At 67.8% G+C, this 22,083-nt stretch carries 21 protein-coding genes and 3 pseudogenes; 19 read left to right on the forward strand and 5 right to left on the reverse strand.

The window, feature by feature from the left end; translation table 11 throughout:
• Positions 1–449 precede the first annotated feature (449 nt).
• The 5 genes from J1M40_RS06255 to J1M40_RS06275 are packed head-to-tail and all read left to right on the forward strand — an operon-like array spanning position 450 to position 4,007.
• Positions 450–719 (forward strand): hypothetical protein, encoded by a 270-nt coding sequence (locus tag J1M40_RS06255; RefSeq protein WP_206450592.1) that lies wholly within the window; start codon positions 450–452, stop codon positions 717–719.
• Positions 720–748: 29 nt separating this feature from the next.
• On the forward strand, positions 749–1,690 hold the full coding sequence (locus J1M40_RS06260) for a metal ABC transporter substrate-binding protein (protein ID WP_274607986.1): 942 nt from the start codon (positions 749–751) through the stop codon (positions 1,688–1,690).
• A complete protein-coding gene (locus J1M40_RS06265; RefSeq protein WP_206450618.1) occupies positions 1,687–2,427 on the forward strand; it encodes a metal ABC transporter ATP-binding protein in 741 nt (246 codons plus the stop codon). The genes J1M40_RS06260 and J1M40_RS06265 overlap by 4 nt, the downstream gene beginning before the upstream one ends.
• Complete coding sequence (locus J1M40_RS06270; RefSeq protein WP_206450593.1) at positions 2,427–3,302, forward strand: metal ABC transporter permease; 876 nt, start codon at positions 2,427–2,429, stop codon at positions 3,300–3,302. Before J1M40_RS06265 ends, J1M40_RS06270 begins: the two co-directional genes overlap by 1 nt.
• Positions 3,303–3,314: 12 nt before the next feature.
• Positions 3,315–4,007, forward strand: coding sequence for a metal-dependent transcriptional regulator (locus J1M40_RS06275; protein ID WP_206450594.1), 693 nt, complete (start codon positions 3,315–3,317; stop codon positions 4,005–4,007).
• 5 nt (positions 4,008–4,012) lie between these two features.
• Here the strand turns inward: J1M40_RS06275 and J1M40_RS06280 are convergent, their stop codons facing one another.
• Positions 4,013–4,693 carry a metal-dependent transcriptional regulator gene (locus J1M40_RS06280; RefSeq protein ID WP_067191406.1) on the reverse strand — a complete coding sequence of 227 codons (681 nt, stop codon included), beginning with the start codon at positions 4,691–4,693 and terminating at the stop codon, positions 4,013–4,015.
• A gap of 109 nt (positions 4,694–4,802) precedes the next feature.
• A complete protein-coding gene (locus J1M40_RS13035; protein WP_206450595.1) occupies positions 4,803–4,949 on the reverse strand; it encodes a DNA methyltransferase in 147 nt (48 codons plus the stop codon).
• Between the two features lie 50 nt (positions 4,950–4,999).
• Between J1M40_RS13035 and J1M40_RS06290 the strand changes: the two are divergent.
• A pseudogene (locus tag J1M40_RS06290) lies at positions 5,000–5,593 on the forward strand (IS5 family transposase); the annotation flags it as partial.
• Between the two features lie 135 nt (positions 5,594–5,728).
• On the opposite strand, the gene J1M40_RS06295 reads toward J1M40_RS06290, so the two are convergent.
• Both J1M40_RS06295 and J1M40_RS06300 read right to left on the reverse strand, forming a co-directional pair.
• Positions 5,729–6,634: a replication protein RepA gene (locus tag J1M40_RS06295; RefSeq protein ID WP_101966132.1), complete on the reverse strand. Its 906-nt coding sequence runs from the start codon at positions 6,632–6,634 to the stop codon at positions 5,729–5,731.
• 398 nt (positions 6,635–7,032) lie between these two features.
• The gene (locus J1M40_RS06300; protein WP_206450596.1) at positions 7,033–7,839 is read right to left on the reverse strand and encodes a hypothetical protein; all 807 of its coding nucleotides are present in this window, start codon (positions 7,837–7,839) and stop codon (positions 7,033–7,035) included.
• A gap of 262 nt (positions 7,840–8,101) precedes the next feature.
• Between J1M40_RS06300 and J1M40_RS06305 the strand changes: the two genes are divergently transcribed.
• The 12 genes and pseudogenes from J1M40_RS06305 to J1M40_RS13040 all read left to right on the forward strand — a co-directional run.
• A complete protein-coding gene (locus tag J1M40_RS06305) occupies positions 8,102–8,329 on the forward strand; it encodes a hypothetical protein (RefSeq protein WP_206450597.1) in 228 nt (75 codons plus the stop codon).
• A complete protein-coding gene (locus J1M40_RS06310; protein WP_206450598.1) occupies positions 8,326–9,420 on the forward strand; it encodes a conjugal transfer protein in 1,095 nt (364 codons plus the stop codon). Before J1M40_RS06305 ends, J1M40_RS06310 begins: the two co-directional genes overlap by 4 nt.
• A gap of 26 nt (positions 9,421–9,446) precedes the next feature.
• Positions 9,447–9,716 (forward strand): hypothetical protein, encoded by a 270-nt coding sequence (locus J1M40_RS06315; RefSeq protein WP_206450599.1) that lies wholly within the window; start codon positions 9,447–9,449, stop codon positions 9,714–9,716.
• Positions 9,717–9,733: 17 nt separating this feature from the next.
• A complete protein-coding gene (locus J1M40_RS06320; protein WP_206450600.1) occupies positions 9,734–10,249 on the forward strand; it encodes a hypothetical protein in 516 nt (171 codons plus the stop codon).
• Positions 10,246–12,801 carry an ATP-binding protein gene (locus tag J1M40_RS06325; RefSeq protein ID WP_098471891.1) on the forward strand — a complete coding sequence of 852 codons (2,556 nt, stop codon included), beginning with the start codon at positions 10,246–10,248 and terminating at the stop codon, positions 12,799–12,801. Before J1M40_RS06320 ends, J1M40_RS06325 begins: the two co-directional genes overlap by 4 nt.
• Positions 12,798–14,744 carry a hypothetical protein gene (locus tag J1M40_RS06330; RefSeq protein WP_206450601.1) on the forward strand — a complete coding sequence of 649 codons (1,947 nt, stop codon included), beginning with the start codon at positions 12,798–12,800 and terminating at the stop codon, positions 14,742–14,744. Before J1M40_RS06325 ends, J1M40_RS06330 begins: the two co-directional genes overlap by 4 nt.
• A complete protein-coding gene (locus tag J1M40_RS06335; protein ID WP_206450602.1) occupies positions 14,741–16,507 on the forward strand; it encodes a peptidoglycan DD-metalloendopeptidase family protein in 1,767 nt (588 codons plus the stop codon). Before J1M40_RS06330 ends, J1M40_RS06335 begins: the two co-directional genes overlap by 4 nt.
• Positions 16,504–17,289 carry a hypothetical protein gene (locus J1M40_RS06340; protein WP_206450603.1) on the forward strand — a complete coding sequence of 262 codons (786 nt, stop codon included), beginning with the start codon at positions 16,504–16,506 and terminating at the stop codon, positions 17,287–17,289. Before J1M40_RS06335 ends, J1M40_RS06340 begins: the two co-directional genes overlap by 4 nt.
• A gap of 900 nt (positions 17,290–18,189) precedes the next feature.
• Positions 18,190–19,085 (forward strand): annotated as a pseudogene (locus J1M40_RS06345) (IS5 family transposase).
• Positions 19,055–20,596, forward strand: coding sequence for a hypothetical protein (locus tag J1M40_RS06350; protein ID WP_206450604.1), 1,542 nt, complete (start codon positions 19,055–19,057; stop codon positions 20,594–20,596). Before J1M40_RS06345 ends, J1M40_RS06350 begins: the two are co-directional and overlap by 31 nt.
• Positions 20,593–20,745 (forward strand): hypothetical protein, encoded by a 153-nt coding sequence (locus J1M40_RS06355; RefSeq protein ID WP_206450605.1) that lies wholly within the window; start codon positions 20,593–20,595, stop codon positions 20,743–20,745. Before J1M40_RS06350 ends, J1M40_RS06355 begins: the two co-directional genes overlap by 4 nt.
• A 24-nt stretch (positions 20,746–20,769) precedes the next feature.
• A pseudogene (locus J1M40_RS13040) lies at positions 20,770–20,877 on the forward strand (WhiB family transcriptional regulator); the annotation flags it as partial.
• 30 nt (positions 20,878–20,907) lie between these two features.
• On the opposite strand, the gene J1M40_RS06365 reads toward J1M40_RS13040, so the two are convergent.
• Complete coding sequence (locus J1M40_RS06365; protein ID WP_206450606.1) at positions 20,908–21,177, reverse strand: hypothetical protein; 270 nt, start codon at positions 21,175–21,177, stop codon at positions 20,908–20,910.
• 111 nt (positions 21,178–21,288) lie between these two features.
• On the opposite strand from J1M40_RS06365, the gene J1M40_RS06370 reads away from it, so the two are divergent.
• A complete protein-coding gene (locus J1M40_RS06370) occupies positions 21,289–21,864 on the forward strand; it encodes a hypothetical protein (protein ID WP_206450607.1) in 576 nt (191 codons plus the stop codon).
• Positions 21,865–22,083 lie beyond the last annotated feature (219 nt).

Here is a 22,083-nt window from a genome sequence, read left to right on the forward strand (position 1 = left end):
CCCTGAGGCTTTCAGCTGCTCGACCAGGTCCTGGCCCGAGGGCTCGCCTGGGTTCTTCTCGTCGATCATGGTCATGATTCTTACCGTTCCTCTCGGTACGGCTTACACAGACCATCTGACACGCCCTGCCAAGAACCTCATGCCCCACAACATCTAGCCGGTCGACGAAGCGGCGAGTGTTCTCCGAAGCACTCGAAAAGAACACCAGATCAGGAGACTGGGCGGCGGCAAGTTCGCGCACAGAGGGCGCTTCGCGCCGGGACTCGGGTAGGGCTGGCATGGCGATCCTCCTCGCTCTCCGGTTGCGACGCACCCCGCCAGCAACCACTACATGTTGTGCCTCACCAGTGCTTGGAGCAACGTATTTAGTAATAACATCAATGTAGTTCACAGGTTTACGACACGCAACCATTTGAAACTACGGCATACCGAACACTACCCTGTGGGCTATGAGACGAACGCACACCGATCAGCGCAGTGAGGGTGCATGGCTGGAGGCCATCACCTTGTTTCAGTCCGTGGGAGATGCCGACCATGACGCTGCCGGTCGCCTGCTGCGAACGTCTTCCGACCCCGAAGCGGTGACGCTGAACCTCCTGCGCATGCTCGGCGTGTACCTGCGCGGAGAAACATCCGACAAGCTCGACCACTTCATCACCGCATCCCATCGCGCTGGCCCGCCCCCAACACCTCGCCCTCCGCTTCCACCACTCACATGAACGCCACCCGCTTAACTAAGGAAATATCCATGCCACGTAACTCCCGCTTCCTTCCCCGCCGTGCCCTGCCGCTTCTGGCAGCATCCGTGCTCGCGCTCTCTCTTGCTGGCTGCGCGACATCCAGCGAGAACGATGCAGGAGCGGACGACGAGCGTCCCGTGGTGCTGACGACATTCACCGTTCTCGCGGACATCGCAGAGAACGTCGCGGGGGACCACCTGCGGGTGGAGTCGATCACAAAGGTGGGGACGGAGATCCACGGCTACGAGCCCACCCCGGGAGATATTCGAAGAGCGTCGGAGGCGGAGCTCATCCTCGACAACGGAATGAACCTCGAAGCATGGTTCGGTCAGTTCGTCGAGGGACTGGATGTGCCTCACGTGGTCGTCAGTGACGGCGTCGAGACGATCGACATCACCGAGGACGCCTACGCGGGCATGCCGAACCCGCACGCCTGGATGAGCCCGGTGAACGTGCAGATCTACGTCGACAACATGGTCGACGCTTTCAGTGACCTCGACCCCGAGAACGCAGCCGAGTACGAGGTCAACGGCGAGGCGTACAAGGCCGAGCTGCAGGCAGTGCAGGACGAGCTAGTCGACGAGCTGTCGGTCCTGCCCGAGAACCAACGGGCACTGGTCACCTGCGAAGGCGCGTTCTCGTACCTCGCACGGGATGCCGGACTGACGGAGAAGTACATCTGGGCGGTCAACGCCGAGCAGCAGGCCACGCCTCAGCAGATCACCTCTGCCATCGAGTTCGTGCGCGACAACGATGTACCCGCGGTGTTCTGCGAGTCCACCGTGTCCGATGCCCCGATGCAGCAGGTCGTCGAAGCGACCGATGCCGCCTTTGGCGGTGTGCTGTATGTCGATTCCCTCTCCGAAGCGGACGGCCCGGTCCCCACCTACCTGGAGCTGATCCGTCACGATGCGACCACCATCATCGATGCCCTGACGGCAGGTAACTGATGGAGACAGCGATCTCCGTGCGCGACGTCACCGTGCACTACGGTGAGGTCCTCGCCCTCGACCACGCCACCCTCGACATTCAATCCGGACGTGTATGCGGGCTTGTGGGCATGAACGGATCCGGGAAGTCCACCCTGTTCAAGACCATCATGGGGCTGCTGCGCCCCGACTCCGGAACCGTACGCGTGAACGGTGAGAACCCGACGAAAGCACGCAAGGCCAGGACCGTTGGCTACGTGCCCCAGAGCGAAGACGTCGACTGGGCGTTTCCCCTGTCGGTGCGCGACGTAGTCATGACTGGACGCTACGGGCACATGAGATTCACCCGCCACGCGAGAAAAGTCGACCATGACGCCGTCGACCACGCGCTCGAACGGGTCGAACTGACCGAATACGCCGACCGGCAGATCGGGCAGCTCTCCGGGGGGCAGAAGAAGCGCGCGTTCGTCGCTCGGGGCATCGCTCAGGGCGCGACGATCCTGTTGTTGGATGAGCCATTCGCGGGCGTTGACAAACGCTCCGAGGCCACGATCACCCGGCTCTTACGAGAGCTCGCCGACGACGGGGCCACGATCCTCGTCTCCACCCACGATCTCCACGCATTGCCCGACCTGGCCGACGAAGCCGTGCTTCTGATGCGGCGCGTGCTCATGCACGGCGACCCCAGCGAGGTACTTCAACCCGACAACCTCGCCCTGGCCTTCGGCCTGGACGTCCTGAACCGAGGCGACAACTGATGAACCTGATCGAGTTCTTCCTCGAACCCCTCAGCTACGACTTCATGGTCCGCGCCCTCGCGACCACCCTGATCGCCTCGATCGTGTGCGCGGTGCTCTCGTGCTGGCTCGTCCTGATCGGCTGGTCACTCATGGGCGACGCCGTCTCCCATGCCGTCCTCCCCGGAGTGGTCCTCGCCTACATCGTCGGGGCGCCGTTCGCCCTCGGAGCGGTCGTCTTCGGATTCCTCGCTGTCGCCCTCATCGGTGCGGTGAGAGACACCAGCAGAGTGAAAGAAGATGCCGCAATCGGAATCGTGTTCACGACACTGTTCGCTCTGGGGCTCGTGCTGATCTCCGTCACGCCGTCGCAAACCGACCTGAACCACATCATCTTCGGCAACCTGCTCGGCGTGTCCTGGGCCGACCTCATTCAGGTGATCATCCTCGGCGCGATCACCTTCACGATCCTCGTCACCAAGCGCCGCGACTTTACCCTCTACGCCTTCGACCCCACCCACGCCCACGCAATCGGTCTGAACCCGAAGATCCTCGGCGCGGCTCTCCTCGGCCTCCTCGCCCTCACCGCCGTCGTCGCCCTCCAGGCCGTGGGCGTCATCCTGGTCGTGGCGATGCTCATCATCCCGGGAGCGACCGCATACCTGCTCACGGACAGGTTCGGGCGCATGCTCCTTATCGCTCCCGCCATCTCCGCAGCCTGCGCTGTCATCGGCCTGTACTTGAGCTACTACCTCGACACCGCTTCCGGCGGCATGGTCGTCCTCGCGCAGGGAGCCGTGTTCGCGCTTGTCTACCTCTTCAGCCCCCGGCACGGGCTCATCGGGACCCGGATCATGAACACACGCCGCAGACGCGCACTCGCTTCCGCGCAGTAGAAGGCATCCCGCATGCGCGGCAAGAGCGACCGGTCAGGGACCAGAGCACGGTATCTCCGTGCGATCTGGTCCCTGACCGAGACCAGTGACGCTCCGGTCACAGCCACAGGTCTTTCCCGTGTGCTGAGGTTCGTGCCGGGGAGCGTGTCCGAACAGGTAAAGCGACTCGTCGGTGACGGTCTCGTCGACCACGAACGGTACAAGAGCATCTTCCTTACTCCAGCGGGACACCTCGAAACGATGCGAGCAGTGCGGGTGAACCGGATGCTTCGGTGCTTCCTCCACGATGTCCTCAGTCTGCCCTGGAGTGAACTCGCCACGAACGCCGACGCATTGGAAGCCAGCAGCTCACCCCGCTTCCTCCAGCGAATCGAAGCTGCCCTCGACCAGCCCACCCACGACCCCTACGGGCACCCCATCCCCACCGCAGACGGTCGCATCGAAGCCCATCAAGATACCCCTCTGTGGGAACTCGCACGCCGTCGATGGGTTCCCGTGAGGATCACACGCGTCGCCGATGCACCAGTCGAAACACTGGCGTTCCTCGACGAGCGACGCCTTAGCCCCGGCACACGCCTACACATCCGGGCAAGCACAGCGGAAGTCGACATTATCGAAGCCCGCACAGCGCAATGGCACGGCACGTTACTCCCTGCCGGAGCAGCCGTTCTCCATGCGTCACTCCACAACGAAGCTGCGCGGTGACAGCGTCAACTGGCCGCGACAGACACGTAGAGTGCATCTGTCGCCGAACGGCCCAGTGCTACCGAGGCGTCCGATCCCGCAACTCGCGCGTCCAATGCGTCCGAGAACGGCGCCCCTTCGTCGATCTCCAGTGTTGATCCGATGACGAAACCATGCTCTTCGAAGAACTGCAGGAGCGCTGGGTCCGAGTCCGAAATGCGCTCGACGACCACTCGGTGCCCCGCCCCGACTCCGGTCAGCTGCGTCGCGTCCGGGATGTGCACTGTCCCGTCAGCAGATGGGATCGGGTCGCCGTGAGGGTCCCGGGTGGGGAACTTCAAGAACTCGTCGATCCGGTCGATCATGAAATCTGACACCGCATGCTCGAGGTGCTCAGCCTCGTCATGCACCTGATCCCACGAGTAGCCCAAGACGCTGACGAGGAATGACTCGATCAGTCGGTGCCGACGGACCATCGCCAGCGCGTAGGAGCGTCCCGTCTCCGTCAGCTCCACCGAGCCGTAAGGAGCATGCTCGACAAGACCCTGCGTCGACAGCTTACGTACAGCATCCGAGACCGAAGAGAGCTTCAACCCTGTTCGCTCCGCGATCAGTGTCGGGGTCACCGGCACCGACGACCACTCCGTCAGACCCCACACAGCCTTCAAATAGTTCTGGGTACTCGCGGACAACTCAGAGACGGACATGAGTTCAGAATATCCCCGAACTCACAACTACGGCGTGGCGCCATTCAATAGTACGGCATCGAGACGGCAAAGATCGTTCGTCGCCAGAAGCTCCCCGACCACGGCTCGGCTAACGGTCCAACCGTGACTGAACCAGTGGAACGTACGACGCATCCTTCTCGATGCACAGCACGCGATAGCCATCGCTGACCGCTGCTTCCACCGTCGTCCCCGATCCAGCGAATGGCTCCAGCACCACTCCGTACGGCGGGGTCACTAGGGCGTGTCTGACAATGAGTCCAGGGGTCGGCTGACACCCTGAAAGGCATGTCCTGGTTCCAAATCCTCTCCGATGCTCAGTGGGCGCTGATCGCCCCGATGCTCCCAGCCCGCACGGGCCGACAGGGCCGACCCTTCGCCGATGCCCGCACGATGGTCGAGGCCATCATCTACCGGTACAGGTGCTTCGATTCCGTGGCGTGGTCTGCCCGAGGTCTACGGGCCCTGGCAGAGAAGTGTGGACCTGGCATCGGCGCATGGCTGAAGAGGGCACCTGGGACACGGTGTTGGCGACCCTCACGGCGGCTGCTGACGCTGAAGGCCTTATCGACTGGTCGGTGGCGGTGGACTCCACGATCGCCCGGGCACATCAGCACGCGACGAACACCACGCGCCTCACAGGGGGCTGGATCGAACTACAAGAATCTGCGTGAAGAGCCCGCCGATCACGGTATCGGGCGCTCACGGGGCGGGTTGAGCACGAAGATCCACCAGCTCGTCGACGGTGCAGGGCTGCCACTGGTCAGCCTGATCACCCCTGGCCAAGCAGGGGACTCGCCCATGTTGCTGCCGCTGCTGGAACAGCTGCGTGTGACCCGGCCGGCAGGTCGGCCCCGAACCCGCCCGGACGCAGTCTTAGGGCGTGTTGCTAAAGGGTTTCAAGCTTTGGGTGCGCCAGTCTTGAGGGGTGTCGCGTGATGTCATCTCGGACGAGGTCTGGGCCGTGATCGGCCCGCTGTTCCCTGCCCCGAAGTCCACGGGTCCCTTCGTGGTGCATCAGCCCACGCGCAGGTGCCGGGGGCGCTGGTGGGCTGCCTGCGGGACGTGGGTGGCGGAGGGGTGCAGGCGCAGGCCGGAGTCCACCACGGCCACCTTCGCCTGGGGGTAGATCAGCTTCACGGGCTCGAGGTTCTTCAAGAAGGCGGCCTTGAACTGGCGCGGCTGGGCGTACTGGGCGCCGAACTGGGTCTCCAGCTGGCGCCAGGAGACGGTGGTGGTGCGCTGGAGCGTGGACATCCGGTAGGAGAGCCAGACGTAGAGGTCCATGCGCATGGGGGAGCCGCCCAGGGCTGCCAGGGCGGAGGAGAGGACCGGGACGGGGGAGCGCATGACCTCCTCGAAGTAGGGCTCGCTGAGCTCGATGCGCGCATGGTCGGCCCCACGCTGGTACGTGAGCTCGTAGCGGTGGGCCACGTGCATGTTCTGGCCGCTGAGGGTGCGCCGGCCGGGCGTCTCGCGGCTGGTCTCGATGATGATCGAGGTCGTGCTGAGCCGGTGGAGCTGGTCCATCACACGGCGCTGATTCGCCCCGGAGGGGTAGGTGCCGACGCTGGAGAGGAACGCGCGCAGGGAGGGGCCGGGGTCCAGGTGGCGGGAGCGGGTGCGCACGGCCTCGGTGGACATCCAGGTGAGCAGGGAGCGGGCCAGGACGCCGAAGGGGAAGCCCGCCGGGCCGGGGGAGAGCGTCAGGGTGGTGTCTCCGTTGCGTCGGCTCCAGTGGGGGACCGTGGCTCCGGGGTCGCGGTAGGGCAGGCTCAGCTGGGCCCAGATGCGGGTGGAGAAGGCGACCTCGCCGGGGTTCTGCTCGATCTCCTCGCTGAGCTCGAGCAGCCGCAGGCGCCTGGGCGAGAGGGCCGGGCGCGTGGCCGCGTCGATGGAGGTGATGTCCGGCGTGTGGTTCATGGCTGAGGTGACCTTTCGGACCCGATGACGGGTGGGCGTGGAGGGGACGGAGCGGGTGTGGAGAACTGCGGTCGCCGGGGAGTTATCCACGTGCATCTTGTGACGGGGGCTCATAGTCGGCGGAGTGGACGCAGATTGGGGGCGAAATCGGCGGGATCAAGCCGATCGCGTGTGTGCATCTTGTGACGGTGCGCCGGTCGGGCCGGAGGTTATCCACGTGCATCTTGTGACGGCCAGTGTGTGCATCTTGTGACAGTCACCCCGTCAGAATCGGCATGATTGCACCGATTCTGGAGGGTCCCCATGTAGTAAAACCACATGTATTCCTCCTGTAGTGGGGGGAGGTTTCGCTGTGCATCCGTGGATAGCCGTTCGGTGAGGTGGTCGCGGTCTGGGGTTCAGGCGGCCGGGGCCTGCTCCATGAGGGCCGCGTAGTCGGGAGCCAGCTCGCTGCGCTCCAGGGCGTAGTCCTTCACGGCCTGGGTCAGGCGAGTGCGCAGGACGTTGATGCGCTTGCACAGGCCGCGGCCGCTGTAGCCGTACTCGTCGCTCAGGGCTGCGCGCTCGGCCTCGTCGGCCAGCTGGTAGCGCAGGAAGACCGCGGCATCGCGGCTGGAGAAGACGGCGTTGTCTCGAGCCCAGGCGATCAGGGCGCACAGGTCCCGGGTGGCACGGCCGTTGTCGGCGGCCTCATCGTCGGCCGGCTCCTCGGCCAGCTGCGGCAGCCAGGAGGGCAGGGCCTCGACGTCGGACTGGCCGTCGTAGAGCTTGCGCTCGAGCAGGGAGTCCTTGAGCACGTCCATGGCGAGGTTGCCGATGCACGAGCCGGCCCGGTGCAGGGAGGGCCTGCGGATCCACTTCCACGCTGCGGCGATGACGGCGGCGGAGACCTCCTCGCGGGCGGAGTGGTCTCCGTGCATGGCGGCCATGCGCATGCGGGTGTGACGGCCGGCGATCAGGGTGAAGCGAGGCAGCATCAGCTGGAGGACGGCGCGGGCGCAGTCCTCGTCGCCGACCGCGGCCTGCTCGAGCAGGCCGCGCATGATCTGCTCACGGACCTCCACGGTGCTGCGGGCCACCGTCTGGACGAGCTCGATGCCGGTCTGAGCGCCGTGAGGCCAGGGGTGGGAGGTCTCGGCGTAGCGCACGGCCCACTCGGCGTTCAGGCGGTCGATCACGGTCGGGGCGTAGGTGGTGGTGCTCATCGGACTCGGTCCCTCCATCAGTGGTGTCCGGGCGTCCCGGACGGGTCACTGACCAGCCAAACGAGCAGGTCGGGAAACGAATCTGGATCTGGATCTGGATCTGCCGATCGTCTGGATTTCCAGAACCTGGACCGCAGGAGATCGGCGGAATCATGCGGATGTGGGGGAGGGGCGGAGAAAAAGTTCCCGCAAGGAAGGGACATCGGTTCCCGCGGGCGGCCTTTAGTCCGGTGAGAGATCGCCCGTCCAAGGAGCCCCCGTGATGTCCGAGCAGACCCCCGAGATCGTGACCGATGAGCAGCTGGCCAGCTTCGTGCGTGAGGCCCAGACCATGCGGGAGGCCGAGGCCGTCCTGGAGGCGGGTCTGGCGGACCTGTGTGCGCGGCCGTTCGACCAGGCCAGCCAGGAGGAGATGCGTCGCCTCCTGGACTCCGACCAGCTGCGCGAGGCCACCCTCATCGCCCGGCGGATGGGAGGGCAGGATCGGTGAAGCTGCTCTCTCGCAAGAAGAAGACCGAGCCCGCCGCGGAGGCGCCGGAGCAGAACAGCCCGACGCCGGCCAAGTCCAAGGTGAACAGCCTGGCCTCCCGGGTCCTGCTCTACGGGTTCTACGGGGCGATGGTGCTGTGCCTGGGCCTGTCCGGCCTGGCCGTGGTGCTGGCCGCTTCGACGGCATCCCAGCCGGCGCCGACGGTGGAGGTGCCCGACACGTCCACAGCCGAGGGCGTGGCGACGTCCTACGTTTCGGCGTGGCTGCGTGCCACCCGCGATGACCAGAGCCTGCTGGAGCCCTACATCGGTGGCACGAAGATCCCCCAGCTGCCCGTGGAGCCGCTGGGCGTGCGCGACGTCGCCGTGGCCGGCGTCCAGCGCGGCCAGGACCCGAGCATCACCTCCGTGACCGTCGCCGCCCATGTGGAGCAGCGCTCCGGGGCGCCGAGCGCTCCGCAGGGAGCGGAGGCGACCAAGAGCCTGTCCCTGCTGGAGCAGGCGACCGCCTCGCCGACGTCCTCTGCCTCGCCGTCGCCGTCCCCGTCCGCGGCCAGTCCGTCTCCGGCGGCTGGGGTCACCGCCAAGCCGGTCCCCTACACGCTGCGGTACTACCAAGTGGCCGTTCACGAGCAGGCCCCCGGCCAGTTGCAGGTCATCGGCTACCCCACCCCGGTGCCGGGGCCGGCTCACGGAGACCCCGTCACCCTGAACTACTCCCAGCGGGTCGGCCCGGACACCGACCTGGGAAAGATGCTCGACGGCTTCCTCCAGGCCTACGGCGCCGGCCGCTCGGATGTCTCCCGCTTCCTGGCCCCCGGTTACAAGCTCGCCGCCATCGACCCCGCCCCCTACACCCGCCTGTTCATCCAGGAGATCCGCGCCGATCAGGTCCTGGAATCCGTCCAGCCTGGCACCCCGGTGCGCGCCCTGATCCAGGCGGAGGCAGAGCTGCCCGATGAGCGCAACTCGCGTATGGGCGTGACGGTGCCGGTCACCGTGACCTTCCGCGACGGCCGATGGGAGGTGACCTCCCTCGACCCGGCCCCCCTGATCGACACCTCAGCCCCTCAGTCCACCCCGACCCACTGACCCCTCATCTCTGAAAGGGAGACCTCGTGAACGTCTTCACCCCGTACCTCCACTCTTCCCTCACGCTCGGCGCCAACTTCTTCACCTCGATCAACAACCTGATCTCCCAGGCCCAGGGCGTGCTCAACGCGCTGATCATCTTCCTGGGCGTGGTGATCTTCCTGATCGGCTCGGCCCGCGGCAAGTGGACCCTGCCGGCGATCCTGCTCTCCGCTCTGGCCGGCGGCCTGTTCATCTGGGGCGGCGTGGCCGGCGTCCAGTGGGCCGCGGACTCCGCCGGCACGACCATCAAGTGATCGGCCAGGAGTAAGCCATGACCGAGACCGGACGGTTCTACAGCAGCATCCGCCGCATCCCCACCACGCTCTACCGGCTGCCCGACGGCACCCGGGTGCCCGGGGGCCCCTACACGCTCGTGCAGGGCGTGGGCGGGGCGATCACGGTGGCGCTGCTGTGGGCCGTCCGGGGGTCCTGGACCACCGGCTTCGACCTGCTCGACTTCGCCGGCGCCCTGGCCGCCGGTTTGGCGGTCACCTGGCTGCTGCGCTTCGCCCCGGACAACCTCCACGAGCTGGGCCTGGTCATCACCGGAGCCTTCCTGGCCTGGTCCAAGCCGCCCCACGGGCACTACCGCGGCGAGACGTTCGCCCCCAAGAAGGCTCCCGCAGGGATGCCCGAGAAGCCCTCCACCCCTACCGCTCCCGCCCGCGCGATGGCCACCGACGAACCGCAGGGCGAGCCCGCGCCGACGTACCGGCCGATGGGCACCTCCTCCGTGGCCCGGCTCCTCCAGCAGAGCACGACCGAGAACAAGGACACCCAGCGATGAAGAACTCCCTCCTGTACCTGCGCGAGAACCTCATGTGGACCTCCACGGGCACGGTGTGGGCGATGTGGCGCGTGCACGGGCTGCCCTACGGCTTCGGCAAGGGCGAGCACAAAGAGCGGGCCATGCTCGCCCACCAGGCCCTCTTCCAGGGCCTGCGCGGGGAGGCCATGCTCATGGGCCTGTGCGCCGAGCTCGACCCCGCCGCCGTCGTCGAGCGCATGCTCGACGGTGTCGACCTGGAGCAGTGCCCCAACTACCTCGAGGAGGTCGAGCTCTCTTTGGACGAGCTCGAGACGATCCCCGTGGGCGAGCGAGCCTACTGGCTGGCCGTGCCGCTGCCGTCCAAGTCGATCACCGACCGCCTCCAGACCCTGATCCGCTCCGTCGACGGCAAGCTGCGCGAGCAGCTGGCCCTGCCCACCTGGCGACCCACGGAGGCGGAGATCCAGGCTCTGGGGCGCACGGCCGAGCACATCGGCCGGGCCATCCCCGCCGCCTTCAAGGCCATCCCCTCCTCTCCGGCCGAGGTCGCCTGGATCTACGCGCACTCCCAGAGCCGGGGCCTGGGATCGGATCCCACCGCGCCCGCTGGCGGAGAGGACGTGCAGGCGTTCACCTCCGGGGCGAGCATTCCCGAGCCGCTCGTGGACGAGGGCGGCCAGTCCGACGTCAGCGCCAAGGAACGGCTGAACCCCTTCGGCCGCCGGTACGTGAAGATCGCCTCCGAGACCACCGCAGGACAGGCCTCGTACCAGGTGGTGATGGCCCTGACCGCCGGCCCCCGCGAGGGCTTCACCTTCCCCGACGACGAGTACGTCTCCTACATCGACTCCCTCAGCGTCAACGCGGACTGGATCATGCGCATGAACGTGCTGCCGGCCAAGCGCGCCGCCGCCCGGAACAAGCGTGCCGAGGAGAAGCTCAACGAGGAGTACAACCAGCAGGAGGGCGACTCCCACGCGATCACCGGCGGATCCACCCGCCTGGACGCGATCGCCGAGGACCTCAAGGCCTACCACGCCGCACTGAACTCCTCAGAGGCCGAGGTCTCCGTCGACGTCGCGGTGATGTTCATCGTCGGCGCCGAGACCCCCGAACAGGCCCAGGACCAGGCCCAGATGATCCAGGCGGCCTACTCGGCGCGCGACTTCAAGGTGATCACGCCCCTGGGCTACCAGGAGTCGCTGTGGTGGGCGTGCCTGCCAGGTACGCCGGCCTCCTCCGTGGTGAAGAAGCTCGAGCTGCTGGTCACCGGCCGGCACCTGGCCTTCGGCGTGCCCCTGGTGACCGACGCGCTGGGCACCCGCACCGGATTCCGGCTGGGCACGAACATCTCCTCCTCGCGCCGCAGCCCGGTGTTCATGAACATCGGCGGCCTCATGGAGGCCGACATGTCCGGCTCGTTCGCCGTCACCGGCGAGAACGGCTCCGGCAAGTCCACCCTGCTGAAGATCGTGGCCGGCAACGTCTTCGACCGCGGCGGCCAGATCGTGGCCATCGACCGCTCCGACAACACCGAGTGGGCGGCCCTGGGTCGACTGCTCACCGAACGCGAAGGCTCCCAGCCCACCGTCGTCGAGCTCGGCGACACCCGCTGGTCGATCGACCCCCTGCGCCTGTTCCCGGGCAAGGTCGCCGCGCGCGTGACCCGCTCCCTGGTCTCCGTGCTGCTGGGCTTCGGCTCGAACTCCGCCGAGGGCCGGCTGCTCGGCCAGCTGCTGCACCCCGACTACGCGCAGGAGCACCAGATCACCTCCATGGGGTCCCTGGTAGCCCACCTGCTCTCCGGCCAGGGCTTGGCGGGGGAGGAGCCGGAACAGACCCGCGCGATCGCGTTCGGCCTCCAGAACGTGCAGTCCACCGAGTTCGGGCCCCTGCTCTTCGACGAGTCCCTGCCGACCCTGGACCTGTCCTCGCGCTTCCTCACCTTCTGCACCCGCGGCGTGGAGCTGCCCCGACGCCACGAGCTGGAGTCCGCCGCGCTGAAGGCGGAGCTGCCGGTGGAGAAGGTCATCGGCCGCGCCCTCTATGCCCTGATCGTGGCCATCAGCCGCGTCGTGCTCTACGCCGACGACTCCATCGAGTCGCTGATGATCGTCGACGAGGCCCACCACGCCACCGGCTCCCCGGAGACCGAGCTGGAGCTGTCCAACGTGGTCCGCTACGGCCGCAAGCACAAGGCCGCCGTGGCGTTGGGCTCGCATGACGCGTCAACGGACTTCGGATCCCAGCAGCTCCAGGCGCTGATCCCCGTGCGCATCGTCTGCCGTTCCCGCGACTCCAAGATGGCCCAGCGCAACCTCGACTGGATGGCCGACATGGGGCAGGACGAGTGGGTCGAGCTGGTCACCTCCGGGCTCTCCCCCCTGGACGACAACGAGGAGGTGGCCCCCGAGCGCCGCGGTGAGGCGCTGATGCGTGACGCCTACGGAAACGTCGCCAAGATCAAGGTGCTTCCTCCGCTCTCGCCGGCCCGCTTCAAGGCCGTGATGAGCTCCCCGCCCAAGCGCGGAGCCTCCACCGAGACCGCCAAGGAGCTGGTGCACGCATGAGCGCACGCGGATGGATGCGACGAGCTGGCGTCAGCGCCGCCGTGCTGCTGACCATGCTCTGGGCCGCCCCGGCCGCCTCTGCGGCCCCGGCAGCCCCGGCGCAGTCGGGGGTGATGGGCCTGGAGGAGTGGTCCCAGCAGGTCACCGACTCCTCCGGTGTGCCCATCTCCAAGTACGAGGCACTGCCCCTGGACCACGGCGCCGGCGGCATTGACATCAACCCCGCCCGCGACGCGCTGGTCTCCGTGCTCGACCTCTTCTGGGGCCTGCACTACATGTGCGTGACCACGTGCATGTGGCTGCTGCACACCCTGCTCAGCTTCCAGTGGGTCTCCTGGTTCTCCGGCCCGATGGAGGTCCTCGGCCAGAACTTCGGGCAGCTGGTCGCGCAGATCCACTGGATCCCGCTGGCGGCAATGATCTCCGGCACGACCATCGGCCTGCTGTTCTTCATGCGCAAGCGCGGCGCGGCCTGGGGGGAGATGTTCGTCTCCGTGATGATGGTCGTGGTCGCCACGAACATCGCGCTGAACCCGGTCGCCTACATCACCGGCCCGGACGGCGTCCTCCAGACCTCCCAGCAGACCGCGGCGCAGATCGCCGTGGAGGCCACCGGCGGCAAGGGCGCGATGGACGGCGGCGCGGACGCCTCCTCGGCCCTGGGCCAGTCCGTGATGGCCGACCTGACGGACGCGATGCTGCGCGGCCCCTCCCAGGCCGTCGCCTTCGGCCAGTTGCTCGAGGGCGGCTGCGCCAGCACCTTCACCGAGACGATGAAGGCCGCGGACCCCATGGACGTGAAGTCCAAGTCCGTGATGGACCCGGTCAAGGGGTGCAGCGAGTCGGCCAAGAGCTGGTCCGAGTCGACCTCCTTCATCAAGGTCGCCCCCATGCTCATGACCAACCTGGGCTCGGCAGCCTTCGCCGTGCTCGTGGCCACCATGGCGGTGGTGCTGTTCCTGGCCGTGCTCACCGCCCTGTTCTACGGGGTCTACCAGGTGCTGGCCGTGATGATCTCGATCGTGCCGGGTACCTCCCGCAAGGAGTTCTTCGGCGCGTTCGTCGGCGTGATCGCCTGCGGCGTGGTCATCGTGGCCGCGATCGTGCTCGTGGCCGTGTCCCTGCGCCTGGTGGCCAACATGTTGCTGGCCACCGCAGCCCTCGGTGTGACCCTCCAGATGCTGTTGCTGGTGCTCATGCTGATCGCGCTGATCTGGCTGGTGCTGCGCGTGCGTCACGGGATCATGAAGAAGGGCGACCAGACCGCCCGCTGGCTCTCGCGCTTGGGCGCCGGCCAGGAGAAGAAGTCCAGCGTGCCGATGAAGTCGCTGGTGGGCATGGCCGGCACGGCCCTGGGCGGCTACAAGTTCGGCCGCCTCGGTCTGGCCAAGGGCGGCGGCCAGGACGGGCCTGCGCGCTCCCGGCCGACCGGCGGCGGCGCCGGCCCCTCGGGCGGCTCCGATACGCCCAGCGGAGGACCGCGCCGGCCGGATCCCCGCGGCCCCCAGGTCTTCGGCCGTGCCGCGCGCGCCGACGGCGGCAGCGGGCCTGCGCGCCGGCGCCGTCCGGGCGGGCAGCTGCCCCCGGCTCCGCTGGTGCGTGCCGTCGGTGTCGGGGCGGCCGCCATCGGTGGTCCGATGGGTGGGGCGGTCAACGTCGTTGCCCAGGGCGCGGCCTGGTCCATCGAGCGCCAGAACCGCAAGGAGCTCACCGGCCCCGGCAAGCCCCAGCGGGTGCCTCGCCAGTCCCGGATCACGGTGGGCAGCGACGGCAAGGCCACCGTGACCCCTCGCCGGCCCGAGGTCGTCGAGGGCACCGTCGTGGATTCGAGCCAGGGCCCCCAGCAGCCCCCGCGGCGGCCGCGGGCGCACAGCACGGAGGCCACCCAGCGGATGCGCGAGCGCCTCCGGGCCGCCCAGGGCCCGCGGGGGCAGCACGCATGAAGCGCCGCGCCGTCTTCATCGGGGCCGGCGCCGTGGTGGCCGTCGTCGCCTTCGTGGTGGTGCTGATCCTGCTGATCATCCTGATGATCGGTGGCGCCCAGCAGAAGCTGAAGATGCAGCAGTCCTCCCTCTCCTGTGTCGTGGGGGGCCTGACCGCCGCGGACGGGTCCCTGGCCATCCCGCTGATGGGCCGGGTCACCTCCGACTACGGGCCGCGCCCGAACCCCTTCGGGCCCGGGTACATCCCCCCGGGCTACACGAGCGAGGCGCCCTTGCTTTTCCACGGTGGCGTGGACATCGGCGGCATCCCCGAGGGCACCCCCATCAACGCCGTCATGGGCGGCACGGTCATCGGCACCAACATGGAGGGTGAAGAGGGCGGCAACATCCTCAAGATCGACTCAGGCAACGGGATCGAGTGGCGGTATGTCCACATCGCCAACGGCACCACCGTGGTCAAGCCCGGCCAGCAGGTGAAGGCCGGGGACCACCTGGCCGGAGCCGGCGAGACCGGCGTGGCCACGGGCGTGCACCTGCACCTGATGCTCTACGTCAACGGCGAGCGGTCCAACCCGCAGACCTGGCTGGCCGAGCGCGGCCTGATCCTGGAGAAGGGCCAGATGCCCCGGCTGACCTCTCCGGCCGGCGGCGGTGCCGCGGGGGCGGCGTCCTCGAGCTCGGCAGCAGCCTCCTCAAGTTCGGCTCCCTCGGCCAAGCTGGCCAGCGGATCCTCGCCCGCGGGCGCCGCCGCCTCGGACGGGCAGCCCCCCAAGGTCAACGGGCCGGTGCGGATCACCTTGCCCGAGGGCAGCGAGTGGACGCTCTCCCCGGAGCAGGTGGAGAACGCGGCCCTGATCATCGGGGTGGCGCGCGAGCTCAACATCTCGGACAAGGGGATCCAGGTGGCGCTGATGACCGGGCTCCAGGAGACCATGCTCCAGAACATGGCGAACCCGACCCTGCCGGAGTCCATGAACTACCCGCACCAGAAGACCGGCACCAACAAGGACTCGGTCAACGTCTTCCAGCAGCGCACCGTGGCCGGCTGGGGAAGCGTGCCGGAGCTGATGAACCCCGAGTACGCCGCACGAGCGTTCTTCGGCGGCCCAACCGGCCCGAACAAGGGCATGCCCCCGGGCCTGCTGGACATCCCCGGTTGGGAGGGCATGGCCCCCGGGCCGGCTGCCCAGGCCGTACAGAACTCGCGCCACCCCGACGAGTACAACAAGTGGGAGAACGCGGCGAACCAGATCCTGGGCCAGGTCACCGGCACCACCCCCATGATGTGCCAGGGCGCCGGCGGGGCTGCGGCCGCAGCCAGCGCCACCTCCAGCACCGCCCCCGAAGGCAACCACGCCCTGGACGAGGACACCAAGCGCCTGGAGATCCCGGCCGACTTCTCGCGCTCGAAGATCGTCTCCCGCGCCGAAGCCGGCATCGGCGGCACCTACACCTACGGCGCCGCGGACTTCCGATCCTGGGATGCCACCGGGCTGGTCTCACGCGTCTACCAGGACAACGGGATCGACATGCCACGCCAGGCCCCGTGGACCGTGGGCAAGCGCACCGAGACCCCGCAGCCCGGCGACATCGTCGCCCAGAAGTGGGACCCCACCCGCGGGCGGTGGGAGCACGTGGGCATCTACGTCGGCGACGGCATGATGATCTCCGCGATCAACGAGTCCGCCGGCACCCGCAAGCACCCGGTCACCCAGACCGGCACCGACACCGTCTACTTCGACGTGATCCAGGAGAAGAAGTGAGCCGCACGGACACCACCCGCCACCCCCAGGAGCCCCAGCCCCGCACGGGGCGGGCCTGGCCCTTCCTGGTCGGCGCTCTCGCCGCGGCAGGCGCCGGCGCGTGGCTGCTCACCGGCACCCCCGGCGAGCAGGCGCCGGAGGCGCCGGCCCCCACCCCCGCGGCGGCCGCGAACTCGACGGCCGGAGCCTGGCCTCAGCCGTCGGCCAGCACCGCCCCGGCCAGCGCTGCGAGTCAGGAAACGAATCGGGAAACGACCACCTCCACGGGGCCGTCGAAATCTGGAAACGCCCAGGTCAGCCCGTCATCGGTCAGTGCGGCACGCAGCTCCCAGATCGGGGTGGAGAAGGCCGCCCAGGAGCGAGCCGTCCAGGGTCTGGACCCCGACGCCCGCAAGCGTGCCGAGGACGTGGCCAGCCGGTTTGCGCAGGCCATGAACGCGCGCACGTGGCAGACCAGCCGGCAGCAGTGGCGGGAGGCGCTGGCGCCCACGGTGAGCCCTGAGCTGCTGAAGACGCTCGACGTCGATCGGGACTGGGAATCCGACGCCCAGCACCGCTTCGTACAGGCCAAGGCCAGCACGTCGGTGCAGGTGCTCGAGTCGCGCGCGCAGACCGTCCAGGGCGAGCGCGTCGACGTCGCGCTCATCGTGGCCACCGAGACCACCGGCGAGGACCCCTGGGTCACCGCGCCGCGGACCGAGCGCCCCATGACCGTCGTCGTGGACACCACCCAGAACCGGGTTGTTGAACAGATCGACATGACCCCGCACGGCGGTCTCTGAGACGCCCCCCGGCCGGGCCCTACGACACGTAGACCAGCGGCTGCGACATCTTCACGCGAGCTCCCCAGCGGGAAGCCGTGCCATACGAGCACCAGCGACCGGCGAGCATCCAAGGAGCACCGAAGGTAGACGGGAGCCAGAGCGCAGCCGTGCGCGGGCGTACAGGCCGGGAGCAGAAAGCCAGGGGCCCGGCGGAAACCAAGCCGCACGAGGGCCAGAGGGAGGGGAGTCTGCCGCCACTGCCCAGCCACAGATCCACGCCCCAGAGACCCCCTCTGGGCCTGGATCAGGGGCGGCTCCGTTCGGGGGATGAGCAGCAGTGGCGAGGCGATGTGCATGGGCCACACGGGGGTGGGAAGTGCGCCGGAGACGGCACCGCAGGAGTGCCGTTCAGGTGCCATAACGCGAGCGGGAAGCCCGCGGGAAGAGCGGGAGTCGAGCGCCTCCACCCATCGGGAAATCCGGAAGGACGGGGAAGAAAGAAAAGAGAGATATTGCCCTCTGGAATGGGCTGATTCGCTCGGGTTAGCCTCCTCCTCTCGACTCCGTCTCGCTGAGGAGGCTACCCGACGAGTCAAGTCCATGGAAGGGGGTACCGGGGTGATCTGCCTTCCACATGATTGCGATTTTACGGCAGGGGGTACCGGGAGGCGATCAGAGGGTGGGGTGCTGTCGAGATGCAGCGAAGATTTCACAAACGCGTGAATATGCTGCATACCGCGACACGCCGTGGAAATCTTGACATCTGAGATCAGAGACCACTGAAGTCGAGATGGCCGGAAGGGCGCCAGTCGTGCAGCCTGGGATCCGGTGCGAGGCGCGATGTAACGGCGCCTGACCCACTCGTGGCCTAGGGCGTGTCTGAGAATAGATGCACGAGTCAGCTGAGACCCTGGGGACATGTCCCGGTTCCAGATGCTCTCTGACACCCAATGGGAGTTGATCGCCCCGATGCTCCCGACCCGGGCCGGCCGGGCCGGCAGGCCGTTCGCCGACGCCCGCGCCATGGTGGAGGCGATCATCTACCGGTACCGGTGCGGAATCGCTTGGAGGGATCTGCCCGAGGTCTACGGGCCCTGGCAGAGAAGTGTGGACCTGGCATCGGCGCTTGGCCGAAAAAGGCACCTGGGACACGGTGCTGGCCACGCTGACCGCCGCCGCTGAGGCCGAAGGCCTGATCGATTGGTCGGTCTCGGTGGACTCCACGATCGCCCGCGCCCACCAGCACGCGACGAACATCACCCGCCACACAGGGGGATGGATCGAACTACAAGAATCCGCGTGAGGAACCGGCCGATCACGGCATCGGGCGCTCCCGTGGCGGGCTGAGCACGAAGATCCATCAGCTCGTCGATGGGACCGGGCTGCCGCTGGTCAGCCTGATCACCCCCGGCCAGGCAGGGGACTCCCCGATGCTGCTTCCTCTTCTGGAGCAGCTGCGCGTGACCCGGCCAGTAGGGCGGCCCCGGACCCGCCCCGAGGCCGTGCTGGGCGACAAGGCGTACTCCTCCCGGGCGATCCGCACCCACCTACGCGCCCGTGGGATCAAAGCGGTCATCCCCGAACCGGCCGACCAGCAGGGCCACCGCAGACGGCGCGGTGCCCGCGGCGGGCGCCCCATTGGCCTCGACGCGGACGCCTACAAGGGCCGCAACGTCATCGAGCGTCAGTACGCTCACCTGAAGCAGTGGCGGGGTCTGGCGACCCGGTATGACAAGTACGCGATCATCTACCGGGCCGCTGTGGTCCTGAATGCTGTGCTCGCATGGTCAAAACGATTGTCAGACATGCCCTAGACGCGTACGCGCTGATGGCCGGGTTCGTGATGGACGAGGGCAGGACGTGGGGCGAGATCGCCTACCCCTTCCAGCGTGCCGACGCTCAGGCCGTGCTCGACACCTCCGAGGGCGCGCCGCGCCGTCACTTCATCCTGCGCGGGCGCGGCATGTCCAAGACGACGGATGTCGCCGCGATGTGCCTGGCGCTTTTGCTGACGGAGGCTCCGGCCCGCGCCCGGTGCCACATCTACGCCGTGGACGCGGAGCAGGCCGGGTTGTTCGCGGATGCTCTGGCCGGGATCGTCGGGCGCACGCCGGGTCTGTCCGGGGCCGTGGATCTCGGGGCGCGGTCGGTGCGCGTGCGCTCGACCGGGGCGACGCTGACCGTGGAAGCCTCGGACGCGGCCTCGGCCTACGGGACACGGCCCTGGCTGTCGGTGGTCGACGAGTTGGGCGTCTGGCCCTCGACCACCAACCACCGGCGGCTCTACGGGGCGATCGTCTCGGCAGTGCCGAAGGTGCCCGGCTCGCGGCTGTTGGTGATCGGCACCGCCGGTTCCCCGGTCGGGCTCGGGGCGGAGGTATGGGCCGATGCTCAGGACTCTGCTCACTGGCGGACCTCGAGGACGCCGGGGCCGTCGCCGTGGTGGTCCCCGCAGGACGTGGAGTCCACACAGTCGGATCTCACGGCGGCGGAGTGGCGGCGTCTGATCCTGTGCGAGTGGGCCGAGTCGGATGATGCTCTGACCCGTCCGGAGGACGTGGAGGCCGCGATCCGGCCCGGCTCGCTGAGCATCGACCCGCGTCCCGGTGTGGAGTACGTGGCGGCGCTGGACGTTGGTACGCGCCGCGATCTGACCGCGCTGGCCGCCGGGCACTCGGAGCGCACTCCGGAGGGTCGGCGGGTCGTGATCGACCGGGTTGTCTACTGGCGACCGGAGCGCAATGCGAAGGTGGATCTCGCGGAGGTGGAAGCCTCGACTCTGCGGCTGTGCCGTCAGTACCGCGCCAAGTTGCGGTTCGATCGGATGCAGGCCGAGCAGTTGACCGGCAACCTCACGAGACAGGGCGTGCGCGCGGAGGAGTTCGTGTTCTCCTCGGCTGGGGCGAACCGGCTGGCGCGGTCGACCTATGTCGCGCTTCGTGACCGTGCTCTGTCGCTTCCGGATGATCCGGAGGTGCGGACGGAGTTCCTGTCCGCGCGGCTGATCGAGACCGGCCCGTCCACGGTGAAGTTGCAGAATCCGCCGGGCACGCATGATGACATCGTGGCGGCGGTCGGCATGGTCATCGCGGATCTCACGGACCGTCCCGAGGTGGGGCCGGGGTCCGTGGCCGTGCCGAGGGGCAGAGTCGTCAGGGACATCGGGGCGGCGGCGCGGTCGTCGATGAGCAAGTCCGCGGCCTCGAGGCAGGCTGCGGAGATCGCTCTCCGTAGGGCTGAGCGGACGGGTGCTCCGGCGCCGCGTCGGATCAGCAGCGCGAGCAACTTGCAACGCATTCGCCGGGGCTCGGAGGGTCGGTCATGAGCCGGACCGACGGGAAAATCGACGGTCGCTCCCAACTGGTCCGGAGTCCCGAGGCGCTGGACGCCTACGCCTCGCTCACGGTGGCTCTGCTGGAAGCCCCTGACGGCTCTGTGCCGTGTCAGGAGGAGCCGGACGGGTTCACCGGCTGACCGAGCCGAGGAGAGAGGGCGCAGGCGGCGATTCTGTGCCAGTCGTGCCCGGTTCTGGACTTGTGCGCGGCGTACGCGGAGACGGCGAAGGAGCGCTTCGGGATCTGGGGCGGGGAGGACCGGACGAGATAGCCCTCCCCGCCTCAGCGTCAGCAGTCGGGCTTAGGCCTGGGGCTCGCCCCCGGTGGTTGCGCCGTCCTCTCCCCGGATTACTTCACCCTTGAGCGTTCGCACCTCAAGTTCGACCGCAGCGAGCGCGCGAAGCAGTTCCCGGAAGTCCTCCTTCTGAAGATCGAGGATCGACTGAAGGTCCCCGCCCTGCTCATTCCACGCGTCGGTGCGCTCCTTCATGTTCTTCGCGGCACCGTAGGCGATGGGGGTGAGGTCCTCCGCTAGATTCTCGATGATCGTGGTGTTCGGCTGTTCGTTCATGCTGCTTCTCCTGACTGCGCCCGGCGGTCGGGCGTGGTCTGAACCTATCCACTGCGAAAGTCCAAGTAGTTGACGGCCAAGGCGACACGCTGGCTGTGCCAGCATGGAGCCATGCACAGTCACGCAGACCCGCACCGACCGGTCTACCTGCCCGACTTGCAGCGTGATGAGATTCTCCGGTTGGTGCCTGGACAGACTGGCGAGGTCACCACGCTGGCAGCCTTCGCATCGATTCCGGAGATTGAGGCACTTGGGTGGCCGCTCGATGTCGTGGACCAGTGGCTCTACGAGCATCTGCCTCTCGATGAGTTCCTCTGCGAGTACGTTGCCGTGGACCTCTCGCGGGTCCGCTGGTCTCGCGAGGAACTGTCGACAGAGGTTCTAGAGGTGGTGCCCACGGGGAAGGGCGGTGCCGACTATCTGGCCCAGGAGGCCCCGGACTATCACGGGCACTGGATCAAGGTTCGCGGCGGGCGAGTCGTGCGGGCTTGGGAGGAGCAGGGGACGTGGCTCAGGGCCCCGATCCTCCTCGATCGCGGGTGCTTCGGAGGCCCCTCCGGGGCGCTGCAACTTGTGGAAGGGCGTACTCGGGTCGGCGTGATGCGTGGACGGCTGAGGGACGGGCTGAACGTGGCCCCGCAGCACACCGTCTGGATCGGTCGTCCCGCTCTCGATCCAACGCCGTGAAGGGACTGTGATCGCTCACAGGGGCGGTCACAAACGGCAGAACACACGACGAAATGAAGGGCGACGAGAGGTCACCAGGCAGGGCACGATCCGTGTCAAGGGCCATTGAGTTCTGCCCATAGGCGGCCAGTGTTTCTTCCCGCTGGTGGCCATCAGAACTGCCCACTGGTGGCCAGCTGGTTTGCCCGTTTGGGTGGTGGTGCTGGCCACCGTGATGGG

The sequence above is a fragment of the Micrococcus sp. KRD026 genome, from assembly GCF_017168445.1.
Classification (GTDB): domain Bacteria; phylum Actinomycetota; class Actinomycetes; order Actinomycetales; family Micrococcaceae; genus Micrococcus; species Micrococcus luteus.